Origin of the sequence: Anatilimnocola aggregata, assembly GCF_007747655.1 — a bacterium.
GTDB classification, from domain to species: domain Bacteria; phylum Planctomycetota; class Planctomycetia; order Pirellulales; family Pirellulaceae; genus Anatilimnocola; species Anatilimnocola aggregata.
The window spans coordinates 4395732-4413027 of the sequence record NZ_CP036274.1 but is presented as its reverse complement, the minus strand read 5'-3'; the positions used below and the strand labels follow the sequence as shown (position 1 = coordinate 4413027).

The window sequence follows — 17296 nt, the reverse complement described above, 5'->3', positions numbered from 1 at the left end:
CGCACCGGAAAGTGGTTTTGTTTCAACGCTAGTTCAGCAAACTTTAATCGACATAACGAAATTCGTTGGCAATCAACAGCGCCTGGCAAAAACTGGCCCAGGCCTTATCTTCATCGGCCAACTCAGTTTCTGTCAGACGCACCAATTCCAAAGCTTTCGCGATTTCAGCCTGATTGGGTTCTCGCCCCAACGCACGCTCCCAAGCCGATCGCAGCCGCCCCTCGGCCGAGGCCGTTTCGCTTAGTACCCATTGAGCAAAATGGTTCGACTGCTCGATGACAAACGGACTGTTGTACAGATGCAGCGCTTGGTTTGGCACCGTACTCACGTCACGCTGCCCGATCACGCTGGCAAAATCGGGCAGATCAAAGGCTGCCAATTCCGGTGGAGGCGAACTACGCAGATAGCACAGATAAATGCTGCGATGGTTGCTGGGCTGATGCAGATTACCCGCCAAATTCACCAGGATATCGCGGTGCCTGACGAGGGAACCCTCGGCCGGTTGCAACTGCAATTGTCCGCTGACCTGTAGCATACTGTCGCGCAGCATTTCCGCGTCGAGCCGGCGGCGCGAGTGGCGGGTGAGCAGGCGGTTTTGAGGATCCCCTTCGATTAACTTCGCATCGGCATCGCTGGCCAGTTGATAGGTGCGACTGAGGACAATGGCGCGAATCAGTTGCTTGATCGACCAGTTGCCAGCCTTCAAACGGGTCGCCAAATGGTCGAGCAGTTCGGGATGAGTTGGCCGCTCTCCATACACGCCAAAATCGTCTGGTGTTGTGACAATTCCCGCACCAAACAGTTGCAGCCAGATGCGGTTCGCCAGCACGCGAGCGGTCAGCGGATGAGAGGGGTGCGTGATCCACTTGGCCAGTTGCAGGCGGCCGCTTTGAGTGGCGTCAACTTCCAACTTTTCGGCCAATTCGCAGGCGGTTAAAAATCCTCGTGGTACCACTTCGCCAGTCTTCGCCATTTCGCCTTTAATGTTCACCTTGGTATCGGCGGGCTTGGCGCGGTCGCGAACTCCCATGGCCAGTGGGGTACCAGGTTTCCATTTTGATTTAGGAGGGGTTTTCGGCTTGCCCGTGTTCGAGTCAGTTACTGCTACCGTCTCGACAAAGTCTTTCGGCGGTGGCGTGTGCGGAGCAGTTTGCAGCACATGCAGATCGGTGGCTGGTGCCGTCAAGCCTTCATGGGCCGCGGTTCCCCACATGGTTTCAGTGCTCGTGAAAATTCCTGCCAGCGCGTAATAATCGCGGGTGGGAATTGGGTCAAACTTATGGTCATGGCAACGAGCACAGGCCACGCTTAAACCCAAGATGCCGCGACCAATCGCATCGATCTGATCGGCGACCACGTCCATCTCAAAGTTGGCGTTCATCGCTTTGGCTGGTTTTGATCCCAAGGCCAAAAACCCGGTGGCAATCCGCTGGCGATCTTTCTGTTCGGGCGAGTCGTCCGGGAGCAAATCGCCAGCAATCTGCTCCGTCACAAACTGATCGAAGGGTGTATCGGCATTAAAGGCCTGAATGACGTAATCGCGATAACGCCAGGCATGGGGGAACGTCGGGTTTCGGCTTAAGCCATCGTTGCCGTTCGATTCGCCATAGCGGGCGACATCGAGCCAATAGCGCCCCCAGCGCTCGCCAAATTGCGGGCTGGCGAGGAGTTGATCGATTAGATTCGCGGTTGCTTCGGGGCCGCGCGATTCATAGTCCGCAACAAACGCCTCGACAGCGCTCATTGTGGGGGGCAGGCCAACCAGATCGAAATAAAGCCGCCTTGCGAGCTTGCGAGGTTCTGCGTCGGCGGTGGGTGTGAGCTTCGCCGCCTCGATGCGGGCGAGCACAAACCGGTCGAGTGGATCGCGCGGCCACTCAGCGTTTAGAACGTCTGGCACGGCCGGATTCTGGATCGGCTGGAGTGACCACAACGGTTCGTTGCCACTAACAGTAGAACCGTCTCGCTGGCGTACCGCCACAGCCTTGGGTTGACGAGGATCCGGCGCGCCCCGTCGCACCCATTCGATCAGATCGTTGACGACCGCCTCGGGCAGGGGCTGATCGGGTGGCATTTGCAGGCCGTCGTATTGAACAGCTTGAATCAAAAGGCTCTTGGCCGGCTTGCCGGCGACCAAGGCCGGACCTGATTCTCCGCCCCGATGCAACCCATCGCGACTATCGACGAGAAGTTTACCTCCGACCTCTTTCGAGTCCTTGGAGTGACACTCGTAGCAGTGCTTGACCAATACGGGACGAATCTTATTTTCGAAGAACTTTACATCCTCTGCCGATGGTGCCTGCGCACTTACCATCGTCGCGTTGCAAACGACAAGCAGCGGAAAAATAGACTGGCAAAAGTTGGAGCGGTGAGTTCGAGGCATGGAGGCTTGTCTCGCGGTTAGCTGGCGGGATTGTTAGTATCGCCGGACTCATAACGAAATGCCACTGCAAGCTGGAGAGAATTGTGAATGAAGCGATTCGAAAAGGAACACCCTCGCGTGACTGCCAACCGATCAATTCTGAGGCAAAGATGCGGGCCTCATCAGCCTGTGGGTATCGCCCCCCGGGCTCAAGAAAGCAGGTGGGCTCCAAACCGCCCAGCAGGTATGATGAAGGTCCTGCCCCACGACACGATTGACAAGTTCCCTCCCGGTTGGCCACATGCGTACTTTCTCTCACATTTCGCACTTCATTCTGCTGGCCATGGTCGGCGTGAATGCCGCTGGCGCGCAGGATGTTCCAGCCAAGCCCACCACCTTTCTCAAGGAGCATTGCCTCGACTGCCATACGGGAAAGTCGGCCGAGGCGGGGCTCGATCTGACGAAGCTTGGCACCGAACTTGGTGATAAGAAGACAGAGCACTTTTGGGTCCGCATTTTCGACCGCGTCCAGAGTGGCGAGATGCCCCCGAAAGATGCCGTGCGGCCGCCGGTCGCGGCCACGAAAGCGTTTCTGCAGGCTACAGGCAACTGGATTCGCGAGACCCAGCACGCCCGTGATGCCGAAATCGGCCGCGTTCAATCGCGCCGGCTTACGCGGCGAGAAATCGAACGGTCGCTGCACGATTTGCTAGGAATCGATATTCCACTCGCCGATCAATTGCCAGAAGAAGCGCGCTCGGCCGGCTTTAATACCGTGGCCGACGGGCAGGCAATGAGTCACTTTCAAATGGAACGGCAACTGGCCGTTGTCGATCTGGCCCTGGACGAGGCCTTTCACCGCGCGCTGGCACCACACGAACCGTTGCAGAAGGTCTTCGGCCCCAAAGAAATCGTCCGGAGCGACCCGAAGAGGCGAACGCGCGAGCCAGAGATGCTCGATGGCCGCGCGGTGACGTGGTCGTCGGGACTGATCTTCTATGGCCGGTTGCCGGTAACGACGGCTAAGGAGAGCGGCTGGTATCGCTTTAAAGTGCGCGTAGCCGGATTGAAGGCGCCCGCAACGGGTGGCGTATGGACGACCGTGCGCACGGGGCTCTGTGTCTCGAGCGCCCCGCTACTCAACTGGGTAACATCGTTCGAAGCTGAAGAGGCCGCCAAGGAGATTGAATTCGAAGCGTGGTTGCCGGCCAGGCACATGCTGGAGATTCGGCCGGGAGATATCACGCTCAAGAAGGGGCGATTCAACGGCGGGCAAGTCGGCGCTGGAGAAGGTGGCCCGCAGAACGTGCCCGGTATCGCGATCGAACAGATCACGATGGAGCGGATTCATCATGGCGCGACCCACGAGGGGATTCGTCAGTTGCTGTTTGGTTCGCTGAAAGTTGTGCGGGACAAGAAGGGCGGAACCTATCACGTCGAGACCAATGCTCCGAAAAAAGATGCGGCCCAACTGCTCAAGGCGTTTGCCCGTCGCGTGTTCCGCCGGCCAGCCAGCGACGAACAATTGCAGCGCTATGTCGAAATTGTGCACGCGGCGATCGACGACGGTGTTGAGTTTTCGTCAGCACTTCGCATCGGTTATCGTGCAATGCTCTGTTCGCCACGGTTCTTGTATTTGACCGAAGAGCCGGGCCAACTCGATGAGCATGCGATTGCCGCTCGGCTGAGTTATTTCCTGACCGGCAGCACGCCCGATGCAGAATTGTCGTCGCTCGCGGATGCCGGCCAATTGCACAAGTCCCCAGTCCTGCGAGGACAAGTCGAACGGTTACTTGCCGGCCAGCGCGGCCGGCAGTTTGTCGTCGACTTTGCGGCTCAATGGCTCGATCTGGAACTGATCGATTTCACCGAGCCCGATTCGAAGCTGTTTCCCGATTATGACTCGATCGTGCAGCACAGCATGCTCGACGAAACGCATACGTATCTCACCACGATGTTGCAGAAGAATCAGAGCGTGACGCGGCTCGTCAAGTCCGACTATACATATTTGAATAGTCGCCTGGCCCGCTTCTACGACTTGAGCGGCGTTACCGGAGACAACTTGCAACAAATTACGCTCGCGCCAGAGAGTCATCGCGGCGGCGTGTTGACCCAAGGTGCGATTTTGAAGGTGACGGCCAATGGTTCCAACACTTCGCCCGTTGTGCGCGGTGTGTGGGTTTCGGAACGTCTGATGGGCGTGCCGATTCCTCCGCCACCCGATAATGTGCCGGCGATCGAGCCCGATATTCGCGGTGCGACCAGTGTGCGCGAGCAATTGGCGAAGCATCGCTCGCAGGATACGTGTGCCAGCTGTCACGTGAAGATCGATCCGCCAGGATTTGCACTGGAGAATTTTGATCCCGCCGGACGATGGCGAGAGAAGTACGTCCTGCTGGCCAGCGGTAAGCGAACCCAAGGACCGAAGATCGATGCGAGTTATGAAATGCCGGACGGACGAAAGTTTGAAAATGTGGATGACTTCCGCGCGTTGATTGCGAATCAGCCCAGGCAGTTGGCGGCAAATCTGGCGGAGAAGTTGCTCACCTATGGCACGGGTGGTCCGGTAAGTTTTGCGGATCGGGAAGAAGTGGAACGAATTGTGGATGCGACGGCGAAGGATAGCTTTGGCTTCCGAACGATTGTGAAGGAAGTTGCGGCGAGCAACGTGTTTTTAACCAAATGAGTCGTGGCGCATCCGGTAGGATGATGGCAGGAGAACCTCATGAAACGTGGCATTCAATTCAACTTTCAACAACAGCTCAGTCGGCGAACGGTCCTGCGCGGGGCGGGCATCTCGCTGGCGATGCCGTGGCTAACTGCGATGGCACCGGCCTTCGGTGCTAATCAGGCCACCTCGCCGCCGCGACGGTTTGTCGCAATGACGCTGGGGCTGGGACTGCACGCCGAGAGCTTGTTTCCCAAGGTAGGTGGCAAGGTCTACGAGGCCTCGCCCTACCTGGCAGGAATTCAAAACATCCGCAACGACTTCACCGTCATTTCCGGCACTTCCCATCCGGGCGTTTCGGGCGGGCATCGGGCTGAAGCGAGCTTGCTTAGTGCGGCCCCGATGAGTTCGGCTGCGGCGTCGCGGAACACCGTTTCGCTCGATCAGTTGCTCGCCAAATACTTGGGACATCACACGCGGTTTCCCTCCCTCACGCTCAGTCTGTCCGGCAGCAATAGTCCGTCGTATACCGAAAACGGCTCGATGATTCCGGCTGAAGAGTCACCGGCCCGCTTGTTCGCGCGCTTGTTTCTCAGCGATTCTCCCGCCGAGCAAAAGAAGCAGATCGCGCGGGCACGCGAAGGGCGGAGCGTGATGGACCTTGTGGCCGAAGATGCGCGGGCCTTGCAATCGCAATTGGGGCGCGGCGACCGCGACCGGCTCGATTCTTACTTTACCAGCGTTCGCGAGTTAGAGCGGCGGCTGAAGGATACGGAAGCTTGGGCCAATCGGCCCAAGCCACAGGTTGATATTTCGAAGCCGATCGACATTGGCAATCCGAACGACTTTATCGGCCGGCAACGATTGATGAGCGACATGGTGCGGCTTGCACTCGCGACCGACTCGTCGCGATTCATCACGCTGCATCTCGGTGGTTCGGGAGGCGTGCTGCCGATCGAAGGAGTGGACGAAGGTTATCACAACCTGAGCCATCACGGCCAGGATGACGAGAAGCTACGGCAGCTGGCGCTCGTGGAGAAAGAGATCGTGCGTGCTTGGGGCGATTTCCTGCGCGGGCTGAAAGAGACCGACGATCACGGCGGGAATCTGCTCGAGCATACATCCGTATTGCTGACGAGCAACTTGGGGAACGCTTCGAGTCACGATAATAAGAACATGCCGGTGCTGTTTGCCGGCGGCGGCTTCCGGCATGGGCAACACCTTGCGTTCAACCGCGGCAAGAACTATCCGCTGCCGAATCTGTATCTTTCGGTCCTGCAACGGACGGGAATGGAAGTCGAGAAGTTCGCGACCAGCACGGGCACGATGACGGGGCTAGAAGTAGCTTGATCCCTGCTTCGAAAAGCACTGGCAAGCCAGCCAATGATGAGGAAAGCCGAGATGACGTTGCGCAAGTGCTGGGTAATTTCTCTCTTGTGTCTGCCGCTGGCTAGTTTGCACGCTGCGGAGTACGAAGTGACCGCACCGCCGGCTGAGTTAAAGGTGCCGGCCTTTTATAAAAAGTATGTCGACGTTGAGGGGTACCCGATTGTCGCGTCGGAGAAGGTGAGTGATTACGCGATCAAGGAAGCTGCGTTTCTGGTGCAGCAGATGTTGGCACACCGGCCCGACGTGCGGAAAGCGATGATCGCCAGCGGATCGCGCATGTGCATCATCGGCGCGAGTGAATTCACCACCGACCTGCCGGAGTTTGCCGAATTGCGCGCGCCGCGCGAGTATGCAGCGATTAGCGCGAAGGACTATTGGGATGCGCGGGCTCGCGGCACCGGCGGCAGCAAGAGCGATCCCTATTGTTCGTGCGGCGAAGAGAACTTGCTCGGTTATGCTGGCGATCCTTATTCGACCGAGTGTATTCTCATCCACGAATTTGCCCACAACATTCACTTGCGCGGGCTGGACCGTGTCGATGCGACATTCGACAAACGGTTGCGGGCCACGTATGACTCGGCGATGAAGAACGGCTTGTGGAAAGGAAAGTACGCCTCGGTCAATCACCACGAGTACTTTGCCGAGGGAGTGCAGTCGTGGTTCGATAACAATCGCGAGCCCGACCACGATCACAACCACGTGAATACGCGGGTCGAACTGCAAGAATACGATCCAGGGCTGGCTGCGTTGTGTGGCGAAGTCTTTGGCGAGACGAAGCTGGTCTACACCAAGCCGGTGACGCGACTCACGGGGCACCTTGCCGGGTACGATCCGCAGCAGGCACCAAAGTTCACCTGGCCCGATCGGCTGACGAAAGCAAAGGACGAGATTCGCCGCCAGGCTTTGGAACGGGCAAAAAAAGCTGACGAGTAAGTGCGAAAAAAAGGGCGGCAGAATGTCTGCCGCCCCGTCTTTTCTGAAGCTGAATTGCTCCAGGAGCTAATTCGTTTCTTCTTGTTCGCCGGTCAGATAGGCCGGCACCCATTGAACGTTGAACTCTTTGAACAGCTCTTGATAGAGCTCGCGCTGCAATTGGCTCTCGACGCCGAAGGCCGAGTCGAGCATTGTGGGGGTGCTGGCGGTCTCGATGAACCGAGCACGATCACGAGCCAGGTCGGTTTCTTCGCTGACCAGACGCACGACCCACACCGTGTCGTGTGGTTGATTGAGCGCGGTGCCGGCTTCGCCCACCTTCAAGTCGAAGACCGATTGCATGAAATCTTGCCCGGCAAACGGAATGCCTTGAACGGCACTGATGGTGGGAGCAGCTTGGTTGAATTGTTCACCAAGGGCACCGGTCGTCATCCAGGTGAAGGGGGGCGGCTCGACGACCAGCTTGGGGTCGACGACGGCCTTCAAATCCATCTTGGCAGCGGCTTGCTCGGCCAGTTTCTTTCCTTCGGCTTCAGCGAGCTTGATTGCTTCTTTACGCTTCCAGGCAGCGAGGACTTGCTCGCGGGCCTCCTTGAAGGTCAGCTCCTTCGCCGGTTGTTCATCGGTCCGCCAATAAACCCAAATGGTAGGCGAGAGACCGACGAACTGCTTATTGTCGAACGAGAAGGGGAGCGTTTCCGGCAGGTAGGTGCTGGCGTTTTCCTGATAGGCCACGGCGGCAAACGGATACTGCTGGAAGGTTTGGGTATCGAAGCGGTTGGCATCGCGGCCCAGTTCGAATTTGCGAATCTCATAAACATCGGACAGCGGCACAATCTCGACCTTGGCTTTGGCATCGCCCAGAATTGCTGCGAGGTCGAGCGGCGCGGGCTTGGGGACATCGACCTTCGCGGCCTGTTTGTCGAGCTTGATCCGATCCTGATGCGCCTTCCAGCGATTGAACTGACGAGCGTAAGTATTGACCGCCGCTACGATCTTGCCAATGACCGCCTGGCGACGTTCGGCAGCAATGGGCTGAGCCAGTTGCGTCCGAATCTCTTCCTTCACTTCGTCGAGCGGTTTGAATTTGACTTCCTTGGCCGGTTCCGGAGTAGCAGGAGTGGTGGCGGCAGGATCAGTGGGTTTTGTTTCCGCAGGCTTTGCTTCCTCGGGTTTTGTTTCAGGCTTCGGATCAGCCGGTTTGGTTTCGGCTGGCTTGGCTGGTTCGTCTTTCTTGGTTTCTTCAGCCTGCTTGGTTTCGGTTTTTGCCTTTGGCTCGTCGTTTTGGAAATTCACTAGCTGGACATCGCGCAAGATCGCTGAACCTTCGTTCTTTTTGGGCTCAGCGGCCTTCTTGGTGTCGTCAACTGGCTTTTCTTCTGGCTTCTTCTCCTCTGGCTTAGCTTCGGCCGGCTTTTTGTCGTCAGGCTTGGCTTCTTCAGGCTTCTTTTCTTCGGGTTTTTTGTCGTCGGGCTTGGCCGGGTCGGCGGGATCCTTCGGCGCGTTGGGATCGGCGGGAGTTTCTTCGGGCTTCTTGTCCATTGGGGTTTCGGCAGGCTTTTCCTCAACCTTGAAGCGACCGGCGGCCTTCCCTTTTTCGTACTCAGCGGCGATCTGCTCGTCGGTAATTTCCTTCTTCGCTGCTTCCAGGAACGGAGCGGTCTCGACCTTTACATATTCAAAGGCCACGCGATGAGGCTGCCGGAAGCCGGGCTCCGGAAATTCCGGATTCGGCGGCAGCATGCGTCCCTCTTCGAACAGCTTCTTCAACTCTTCTTCGGTGGGCTGTGTTTTCACCTGTTCGAGGAATTTCGTCACTTCCAGTGGATACGCTTGAATCGCCACCTTGCGATTGAACCGTTCGTACAAGTTCCACATTTCGCCCGGCGGCAGCAGTCCGTGATCGCCAAAGCGCAGGCGAACATTGGTCAAGTCGCCCGGTGTCAGCGTGTTCACGCCGGCTTGGGCCATGATCTGCATCTGCTGCGAGAGGATTTCGTCCTTCAAGTGCTCAAAGACGGAACCCTGCGTCACCATGATGGCCGCATCGGGAATTGCCTTGGCGACGAGTTCGGCCAGATCCCGTTCGTTGAGCATGAAGTCGCTCATTTTGATCAGGAACTGCTTCACCGTTTCGTCGCTGGCAACCACACCCATCGCCCGGGCGCGCTGGGCCAGAATCTGAGTATTGACGAGACTTTCTTCGTTCATGTAGGGCGAAATGCCCACCCATTGCTGTTCGGGCATGAGCATCATGTAGCCCGGGGCTCGCGGTGTGCCACCACGGGTACGGGTCTCTTGAATGATCGAGAGGATGAATTGCAGTGTGGTGTTGTGAACCGCGCGCAAGTGGCGCAATTCGCCGGCGGTTAACTTGCCACCCTTCCACGTAACCACAACCGGGTCGCGCTGCGAACCACCCCCGGCCGAGTCGTACATGCCCTGAATCGCAGGAAGAACCAACCAAGCGATAATCAGAATGACGCCGAAAACGGCCAGAAGAATTTTCGAATTTTGCCGTATGTGGTGAAGCATGCTCGTTGCCTGTGTCGGAAACCAAATCTGCGAAACGATTCAATGACCGGCGGGGTCCCTGGGGCAGACCTAGCCGGAAAGAGGAAATTCTAGGAGCCATCGACGTAAATACAATGCCAGTTTGACCGTAGGTGACCTTCTGAAGGGCGTTTCGCCGGTCGAGTTTTGATCTTTTGAGGTCACTCGCCTCACGGAAATAACTGCCACTGGCCATTTATCCGCCGCTCGTGCGGATGAAACTTGGCCTTGTAGAGCATGTGCGGCGACCCGGCGACGTAATAGCCAAGGTACAGGTACCGCCGACCTTGCTCGCGGCAAAGTTCCACCTGCTTCAGCACCGAGTAAGTGCCAATGCTGAGGTCCGACAGGCGTGGATCGTACGTGCAATAGACCGCCGAGAGCGCCTGGCTGCCGACATCGGTAATTGCAATACCAACGAGCCGATCGGCCAGCCAATAGCTCAGTTCAATGGTGCGGCAGCAGGAGTCGGTTAGAAACTGCTCGTAGCCGGCAGCATCGATGGGGTCATCCCCCCGGTCGAGTCCTCGCAAGTCGCGATGCAAATTGAACAACTCCACGCGCTGGTCGTCGACGATTGGCCTGCCGACGCGAGTTTCGAGTCGTTCTTCTCCCAGTCGAAAGGTTCGCCGCTGCGTGGCGTTGGGCTGGAACGTTTGCAGGTTCAGGCGAATCGGCTCACAGGCCTGGCAATGCGGGCAGCCCGGGCGATAGAGCATCGTTCCACTGCGCCGATCGCCGATCTCTAACCGCTCATCGAATTGGTTGAGGGTCAGCCGCTTTAACGGTTGACGATGCGGCAACCGCGCCGTCTGCCCTTCGAGATAAGGGCAGGGAGAAAGGGAATCGAAAATGATGATTTCTTGAGGTTGCATGCCATCGCCCCGTCCTCACCATCATCGCCGATCCCACGGTCCGTTCGCCAGTAGACGGGACAGGTCGGAAGTCGGAAGTCGTCGAGATAGCGAACGGTTTATTCCCCAGCCGCGGCAGCGGCGATCAGATGCCCAGCCCACGGCGTGAGCCGTGGGAAAGGATCGCACGCGAAACGGAAGCCCCGGCAGGGGCGAAAGAGGTGGAGAATAAACCGGATTTAGATGTTGGTCCCCGCCGAGACCGCGCAGATAACATCTCGCGCTTCCGCAATCGTGTCGCCCCTACCGGGGCTATTGATTCACTTTTGCATTCATACCCACGGCTCACGCCGTGGGCTGGGCATCTTGCGCCGCTCCGCGGCTGGGAGAGAATGAAATAAGACGACCGCTATTCGCCGCGCGTGCACGGTTCGAAGACGAGAGGCTCGTGGTCGAGCGGGTCGGCGATGCGGATTGCTAGTTCGCCGGAGAGGAGTTGATCGATGACCTGGCCGACAACTTCGGCCCGCCAACCCGTAGCGAGAAGAGGCTTCTCGTCGGCAGCAAAGCCGCCGAGGTCGAGGCGATAGGCCACCAGGTCGCGCACGTCCTGAGCCGTGCCGGCGAGGTTCGGCGCCACTTGGGCCGAGCGACAAATGCTGCCGAGAGCGGTGCTAAGAAATTGACCAAGCAGGTTCAATTGCGGACGGCTGCTGCGGCGTTCGGTCTGCGGAAGTTCGTCGTCTTTCATGGCTAACGCTTTTTCGACGCAGCTGCCGATTTTTGGCAAGTGGCGGAGAATCTCGCCCCGCTCCATGCCGCGGACCGCGCGCATTCGCTTGGGATCCGAAGTTTGTCGCTTGGCTAGTTCCAACAGCAGGTCATCGCGCAGGATGCGTCGCGTGGGAATGTTTCGCCGCTGACCTTCGCCGTCGCGCCACATCCACAGTTCACGGACAATCGCCAGGGCTCGCGGGGACATGCCAGCCAGGCCGCCGACGCGCCGCCAGCGTTCGCCCAGTTCGGCCCGCTCGACGTCGTCCTGCCAGTCCTTAAGTTCCGACTTCACCCATTCCAGCCGACCGAGTTCGTTCAGCCGGTTGACCAGGACCGTGCGAATGGCCTGCAGGTCGACAACGTCTTGCAGACCATATTCAATCTGCCGCTGCGAAAGTGGGCGGCGCCGCCAATCGGTCCGCGTTTCGTCTTTCGAGAGGGACTTACCTAGCAGTTTTTGCACCAAGGTGCCGTACGAGGCGGGATATTCGAGCCCGACCAGGCCGGCAGCCAGTTGCACATCGAACCAGTCCGTGGGGCGATGGCCGAGTGCACGCAGGCAAAAGCGAAATTCTTCGCGGCCGGCATGGACGAGCGACTCTTTGCCCGGCTTCGAGAGGAGCTCCCAAAAGGGAGTGAGATCGCTGAATTCCAGCGGGTCGACGATGGCCAGATGGCCATCGGCGGCAATCTGCAGGAGGCAAAGCTCCGGCAAATACGTATCTTCGGAGACGAACTCCGTGTCGAAGGCGATGATTTCTGCCGAAGCAATCACCTCGCAGAAATCGCGCAGGTGTTGATGCGAAGTGATGTATTCGTACTGCACGCGAGTCCGATATTTGCCTAATTGCCGCCTGCCTCGAAGCTTCCTGTTGCCACTTCTCTTACTCTAGCTTGGAAAGTCTATTCGGGCCAGACGGATGGAGGAAAGGTGAGAGAGGGGAGAGTGGGTGACAAGATGACGGGATCGGGTGCGGAGCGGATTGCTCACGAAAGTTGAGATCCACAATTTGACATGTAATCACAAAGTGCTGACAATTTGACTTGGCAGTTCGTGCGTGCTGTGGAGAGGGGGCTATGGCAGAGAAAGGAACGCTGATCATTCTGGGAGCCAGCGTGCGCGCGGCGGCGGAATCTGCTGCGCGCGGCGGGTATCAGCCCTGGGGAATCGACCTGTTCGGCGATGCCGACCTGCAAACGCTGGGGCCGACGACCCCGATCAAGAATTATCCGGCAGAATTTTTGCGAGCCCTGGCAAAGGGTCCGCAGGCGCCTTGGATCTATACCGGCAGTTTAGAGAACTACCCCCGGCTGATCGCCCGGCTGGCGAAGCTTCGTCCACTTCTGGGGAACGGTTCCGAACAGCTGGCATTGGTGCGCGATCCCTGTTGGTTAGCGGCCACGCTCACGGAAATTTCCGGAATGAGCTATCCGGAAACTTGCCTGTCACCGGAATCAATCACAGATAACGGTTGGTTGATGAAACCGCTGCGATCGGGCAGCGGGATGGGTATTCGAAAGGCGGCGGAATTTGGGAGTCGGGAGCGAGGAGGCGCGGGGCGAGTGATTGAGGAAAGTGGATTTGGGAAATCTGGAAATTCATTTGGTGGAAAACTGGGCACCTCCGAAACTCAAGTCATTACCGGTGAAGGGTTTGAAGAGGACGAATCGAATGAACTTAATGGAAATTTCCGGAATCGAGAAACGGGCGAACAGCCGCAGACTGGAGAAATTGGAAATTGGAAATCTGGAAACCTGAATGGTGGAGAACAGGGCCGTGCAGAAGCTCAAGTCGCTGCAGGAGCAGCACTTGGAGAACACGCAACCCATGAACTTAACGGAAATTTCCGAAACCGAACCAGCGGTTATAAGGACATGGTTTGGCAGCGGTTCGTGGCCGGGAAGCCGCTGAGTGCTGCGTTTCTGGCAAGCCGGAAATCGGTCAAGTTGCTGGGGGTGGCTGAACAGTGGTGCGGTCCCAATTGGGGTGCGCCGCAGGAATTTCAGTACGCCGGTTCGCTCGCCCCGGCACCACTCACGGCTGCCGAAGAGGCCGCGTTAATGGAAACTGCCACTCGATTAGTGGAAGATGCCGGGCTGATTGGGCTGTTCGGCATCGACTTCATTCGACGGACGGGTGAGAGTCCCGGGTTGACGCTGATTGAAGTCAACCCGCGCTATACGGCGAGTATGGAGCTTTACGAATCTTTGCGCGGGCAAAGCTTGATCGCGGCCCACTGCCGGGTGGTTGCTGGAGAGGAAATCGAATCATTCACGGAACCTTTATCCCGTGCTTGTCGCGGCAAGTTAATTGTCTACGCAACAGCAGCAGGTAGCGCCGGTCAGCGGCTAGCGGAACTTTGGACTTCACTTGCTGAGGAACAGGTGACCGCGGCCGATCTACCTTGCCTGGATTCGACCATCGAACCATTCGCTCCTATTTGCACGTTACTCACCGGCGGCATTGACGCGGGACAGATAGGCGAGCGATTGCTCGCGGCCGCCCAGCGTGTCCGACACGCGCTCGCCCCACTTCCCGAAACTGCTCGCCGGTGAATCTCAAACCTGTTATCAAAACAAAATCCGATTCCCAAAACCACAACCTACGACCCTCTCTTGGAACCTCCTCATGACGTTTCACATCTTGCCTGCCGATCAGCCACTTGCCAGCCGCCGCCGATTTTTCGCCTGGGCTGGCCTGACCGCTGCCGTCATTGCCGCGAATCGTTTGCCTGGTGAAGAGATTGCCAAGTCGGCAACCACGCGCATTGCCCTGCTCTCCGATACGCACATCTCGGCCGATAAGGAATTGCTCTCCCGCGGCGTGAACATGACGGACCATTTGACACAGGCCTGGCAACAAGTGAATGAAGCGGCCGGGCGACTGTCGTCGGCCATCGTCCATGGCGACGTCGCGTTCTTGAAGGGAGAAATGGGAGACTACGGACAGGTAGCCCAGCTGCTTGTGCCAGCCGGCAAGTCGGCGGTGCCACTTCACTTTCTGCTGGGCAATCACGACGACCGCGCGAACTTTCGGGAATCGCTCAAGTCAGCTGCTGCTTCGCCGCTGGAATCGCATCACGTGTCGATCTTGGAACTCAAGCAGGCGAACTGGTTCATGCTCGACTCGCTGGAGAAAGTGAATTCGACGCCAGGCAAGTTGGGCACCGCACAACTGGAGTGGCTGGCAGCTGCACTCGATGCCAAGGCCGATAAGCCCGCGATCATCTCGGTGCATCACCATCCGCAAAAAGAGGGCGATAAGGTGGCCGGCATTCAAGACACGAAGGAGCTGTTCGATATCTTGGTTCCGCGCAAGCACGTGAAGATTCTGTTTTATGGTCACACGCACGCCTGGGGGCAGAAAGTGCAGGACGGCATCCACCTCGTGAACTTGCCGCCGGTGGCGTATGTCTTTGCCAAGGAGAAGCCCAGCGGTTGGGTCGAAGCCGCGGTCGGCGACAAGGGAATTGAGCTGACGCTGCATGGCGTGGGCCCCGCGAACGAGGCCCACGGGAAGAAGCTGGAGTTGGCGTGGCGGTAGGCACCGGCTGGATTTTTATAGCCGCGCGAGCCGCAGACTATTGAGCACGACACAGACACTACTCGCAGCCATTGCAGCTGCGGCCATCGATGGCGAGAGATTGATGCCCCACGGAGAGAGCAAGCCCGCGGCCACTGGAATGAGGATCACGTTATAGATCAAAGCCCAAAACAAGTTTTGCCAGATGATGCTCAGCGTGCGCTGGGCCAGGGAGAGGGTCGTGACGACGCGCCGCAAGTCGGGCTGCGTGATCACGACCTCAGCCGATTCGATGGCGATGTCGGCACCATTGCCCAGCGCGATCCCCAAGTCAGCTGCGGCCAATGCCGGGGCATCGTTGATGCCATCGCCGACCATGGCCACGACTTCGCCGCTGTGCTTTAGTTGCTCGATGACTTGCCATTTATCAACCGGCTTCGTGTCGGCTATCACTTCACGAATGCCCGCCTCGCGTGCCATCGCTTCGGCGGTTGCGCGAGTATCGCCGGTGAGCAGCACAATTCGTTTGCCCAACTGCTGTAATGCAGCCACGGCTGCCTGACTGCCGTGGGCAAGTTGATCTTGGAGAACGAGACTGCCGAGGTACTTTCCCGCGAGCACGACATGGAGCCTGATTTCGCCCGATTGATTTTGCTGGTTGGCACCGGGCACGATCTGCAGCCGATCGAGCAGTCGCTGGTTGCCAACGTAGATGGTCCCTGCCGAAGAATCAGCTTGGATCCCTTCGCCAGGGAGCACCTGCAACGCTGTGGCTTGAAGTTGCTCTGGCGATTGTCGCGAGTCGGCTGCCTGCACAATGGCCTTGACCAAGGGATGATTGCTCAGCCGCTCGATGGCTGCAGCGATGGTGAGCAATCTCTCTTCACTCACGTGTTCGGCTGGCTGAAGGGATCGCAGAACGGGGCGGCCTGCGGTGAGCGTGCCCGTTTTATCGAAGACCACCGTAGTTACCCGATTGGCCGCTTCGAGCGCCGCAGCGCTCTTGATGAAGATGCCTCGCTGCGCGGCCGCGCCGGAGCTGACGATGATGGCAGTGGGCGTTGCGAGCCCCAGCGCACAAGGGCAAGCCACGACCAGAACTGCCACCGCATGCAGCAAGGCCAATTGCCAGCCGCCACTCACCACAAGCCAGGCGATGAAAGTGGCAGTCGCAATCAACAGGACCGCCGGGACAAACCATTGCACGACCCGATCGGCCAGCTGTTGCACACTGGCCTTCGAACTTTGCGCATGGCGCACGAGCTCGATCGTCTGCGCGAGGAGCGTGTCGTCGGCCAGCTTGGTCACCGTTGCTTCGAGACTGCCACTGCCATTAAGCGTACCGGCGAAGACGTTGTCGCCGGCCTGCTTCTCGACCGGCAAGGCTTCACCGGTCAGCCAGGCTTCGTTCAGGTCGCTGTGGCCGGAGATTACTTGCCCATCGAGTGGCACGCGCTCGCCCGGGCGAATCACCAGCACATCGCGAAGTTGAACTTTGTCGAGCGACAACTTGACCACTTGAATACCGCGGCGGATGTTGGCGACCCGGGGAGTCAGATCCATCAGTTGATAGATGGCACGCGAAGTTCGCCGCCGTGCGCGGGCTTCGAGATAGCGACCCAGCGTGACAAATGTGAGGATCATCACACCGTCCATGAGAGACATGCCCGAGCGGTGGGTGATCCATTCCAGTGTGCCTGCCACAAGGGCCGCAGTGGTGCCCAGGGCAATCAGCGTGTCCATGTTTACGGCGGCATACCGCACACGCTGGGCGGCACTCACCAAAAAGGGCCAGCCGACGAATACCTGCACGAGGCAAGCAATTGCAATCTGGGTCACCCCCAGCAGCGGCGACGAATGATGACCGCCGGGCAAAAAGTGAATGACGACCAGCGGCACCAGCCCTGCCAGGCTGAGGAGAAAACGCAGGCCCCAGGCCCGTTGTTCTTGATCTTCGGCTGCCTGCGAATGGGGCGCTGTTGGCGAATTCTGCTGCTGGCGAATTACCTCGGCCTGATACCCGGCCCGTTCGACTGCGGCAATCAGCGACTGCACGGGAATGTCATCGCCCGCGGGCCGAACTTCCGCTTCGTGCAGGGCGAGATTAACGGCAGCCGATTTCACACCTGACACTTGGCTGAGCGCGGTTTCCACCCGTCCTACGCAACTGGCGCAATGCATGCCGCCGATGTGCAGGCGGATCGGATTCGTTGTGGATGGTGGCACGGAAGTGAGAT

General features: G+C 58.4%; 10 protein-coding genes. 5 read left to right on the top strand and 5 right to left on the bottom strand.

The genetic code is table 11. The features are described from left to right. Positions 1-43: 43 nt before the first annotated feature. Entirely contained in the window at positions 44-2383 is a 2340-nt protein-coding gene (locus ETAA8_RS16625; protein ID WP_145090525.1) for a PSD1 and planctomycete cytochrome C domain-containing protein, read from the bottom strand. Between the two features lie 280 nt (positions 2384-2663). Between ETAA8_RS16625 and ETAA8_RS16620 the strand changes: the two genes are divergently transcribed. Genes ETAA8_RS16620 through ETAA8_RS16610 form a run of 3 tightly spaced genes read left to right on the top strand, consistent with a single transcriptional unit; the run spans position 2664 to position 7352 of the window. Beyond that, the gene (locus ETAA8_RS16620; RefSeq protein WP_145090522.1) at positions 2664-5048 is read left to right on the top strand and encodes a DUF1592 domain-containing protein; all 2385 of its coding nucleotides are present in this window, start codon (positions 2664-2666) and stop codon (positions 5046-5048) included. 39 nt (positions 5049-5087) lie between these two features. Then, the gene (locus ETAA8_RS16615) at positions 5088-6380 is read left to right on the top strand and encodes a DUF1552 domain-containing protein (protein ID WP_145090519.1); all 1293 of its coding nucleotides are present in this window, start codon (positions 5088-5090) and stop codon (positions 6378-6380) included. Between the two features lie 51 nt (positions 6381-6431). After that, positions 6432-7352, top strand: a complete 921-nt coding sequence (locus tag ETAA8_RS16610; protein WP_238397784.1) for a hypothetical protein — start codon at positions 6432-6434, stop codon at positions 7350-7352. Between the two features lie 66 nt (positions 7353-7418). Here ETAA8_RS16610 and ETAA8_RS16605 read toward each other — a convergent pair whose 3' ends face one another. The 3 genes from ETAA8_RS16605 to ETAA8_RS16595 form a co-directional block, all read right to left on the bottom strand. Further along, positions 7419-9887: a SurA N-terminal domain-containing protein gene (locus ETAA8_RS16605; RefSeq protein ID WP_145090513.1), complete on the bottom strand. Its 2469-nt coding sequence runs from the start codon at positions 9885-9887 to the stop codon at positions 7419-7421. Positions 9888-10075: 188 nt separating this feature from the next. After that, complete coding sequence (locus tag ETAA8_RS16600) at positions 10076-10780, bottom strand: arginyltransferase (protein ID WP_145090510.1); 705 nt, start codon at positions 10778-10780, stop codon at positions 10076-10078. 388 nt (positions 10781-11168) lie between these two features. Next, the gene (locus ETAA8_RS16595; RefSeq protein WP_145090507.1) at positions 11169-12362 is read right to left on the bottom strand and encodes a ribonuclease D; all 1194 of its coding nucleotides are present in this window, start codon (positions 12360-12362) and stop codon (positions 11169-11171) included. A gap of 251 nt (positions 12363-12613) precedes the next feature. Here ETAA8_RS16595 and ETAA8_RS16590 point away from each other — a divergent pair, with 251 nt between their 5' ends. Both ETAA8_RS16590 and ETAA8_RS16585 read left to right on the top strand, forming a co-directional pair. Next, the gene (locus tag ETAA8_RS16590; RefSeq protein WP_145090504.1) at positions 12614-14092 is read left to right on the top strand and encodes an ATP-grasp domain-containing protein; all 1479 of its coding nucleotides are present in this window, start codon (positions 12614-12616) and stop codon (positions 14090-14092) included. Between the two features lie 73 nt (positions 14093-14165). Then, positions 14166-15080: a metallophosphoesterase family protein gene (locus ETAA8_RS16585; RefSeq protein WP_145090501.1), complete on the top strand. Its 915-nt coding sequence runs from the start codon at positions 14166-14168 to the stop codon at positions 15078-15080. Positions 15081-15095: 15 nt separating this feature from the next. Here ETAA8_RS16585 and ETAA8_RS16580 read toward each other — a convergent pair whose 3' ends face one another. Continuing rightward, positions 15096-17285 carry a heavy metal translocating P-type ATPase gene (locus ETAA8_RS16580; RefSeq protein WP_202921889.1) on the bottom strand — a complete coding sequence of 730 codons (2190 nt, stop codon included), beginning with the start codon at positions 17283-17285 and terminating at the stop codon, positions 15096-15098. Between the last annotated feature and the right edge of the window lie 11 nt (positions 17286-17296).

What these genes read in the sequence shown, in the direction of transcription:
- ETAA8_RS16585 (WP_145090501.1), top strand. Translation starts at nt 14,166, where the DNA reads ATGACGTTTCACATCTTGCCTGCCGATCAGCCACTTGCCAGCCGCCGC.
- ETAA8_RS16615 (WP_145090519.1), top strand. Translation starts at nt 5,088, where the DNA reads ATGAAACGTGGCATTCAATTCAACTTTCAACAACAGCTCAGTCGGCGA.
- ETAA8_RS16620 (WP_145090522.1), top strand. Translation starts at nt 2,664, where the DNA reads ATGCGTACTTTCTCTCACATTTCGCACTTCATTCTGCTGGCCATGGTC.
- ETAA8_RS16610 (WP_238397784.1), top strand. Translation starts at nt 6,432, where the DNA reads ATGACGTTGCGCAAGTGCTGGGTAATTTCTCTCTTGTGTCTGCCGCTG.
- ETAA8_RS16625 (WP_145090525.1), bottom strand. Translation starts at nt 2,383, where the DNA reads ATGCCTCGAACTCACCGCTCCAACTTTTGCCAGTCTATTTTTCCGCTG.
- ETAA8_RS16590 (WP_145090504.1), top strand. Translation starts at nt 12,614, where the DNA reads ATGGCAGAGAAAGGAACGCTGATCATTCTGGGAGCCAGCGTGCGCGCG.
- ETAA8_RS16600 (WP_145090510.1), bottom strand. Translation starts at nt 10,780, where the DNA reads ATGCAACCTCAAGAAATCATCATTTTCGATTCCCTTTCTCCCTGCCCT.
- ETAA8_RS16605 (WP_145090513.1), bottom strand. Translation starts at nt 9,887, where the DNA reads ATGCTTCACCACATACGGCAAAATTCGAAAATTCTTCTGGCCGTTTTC.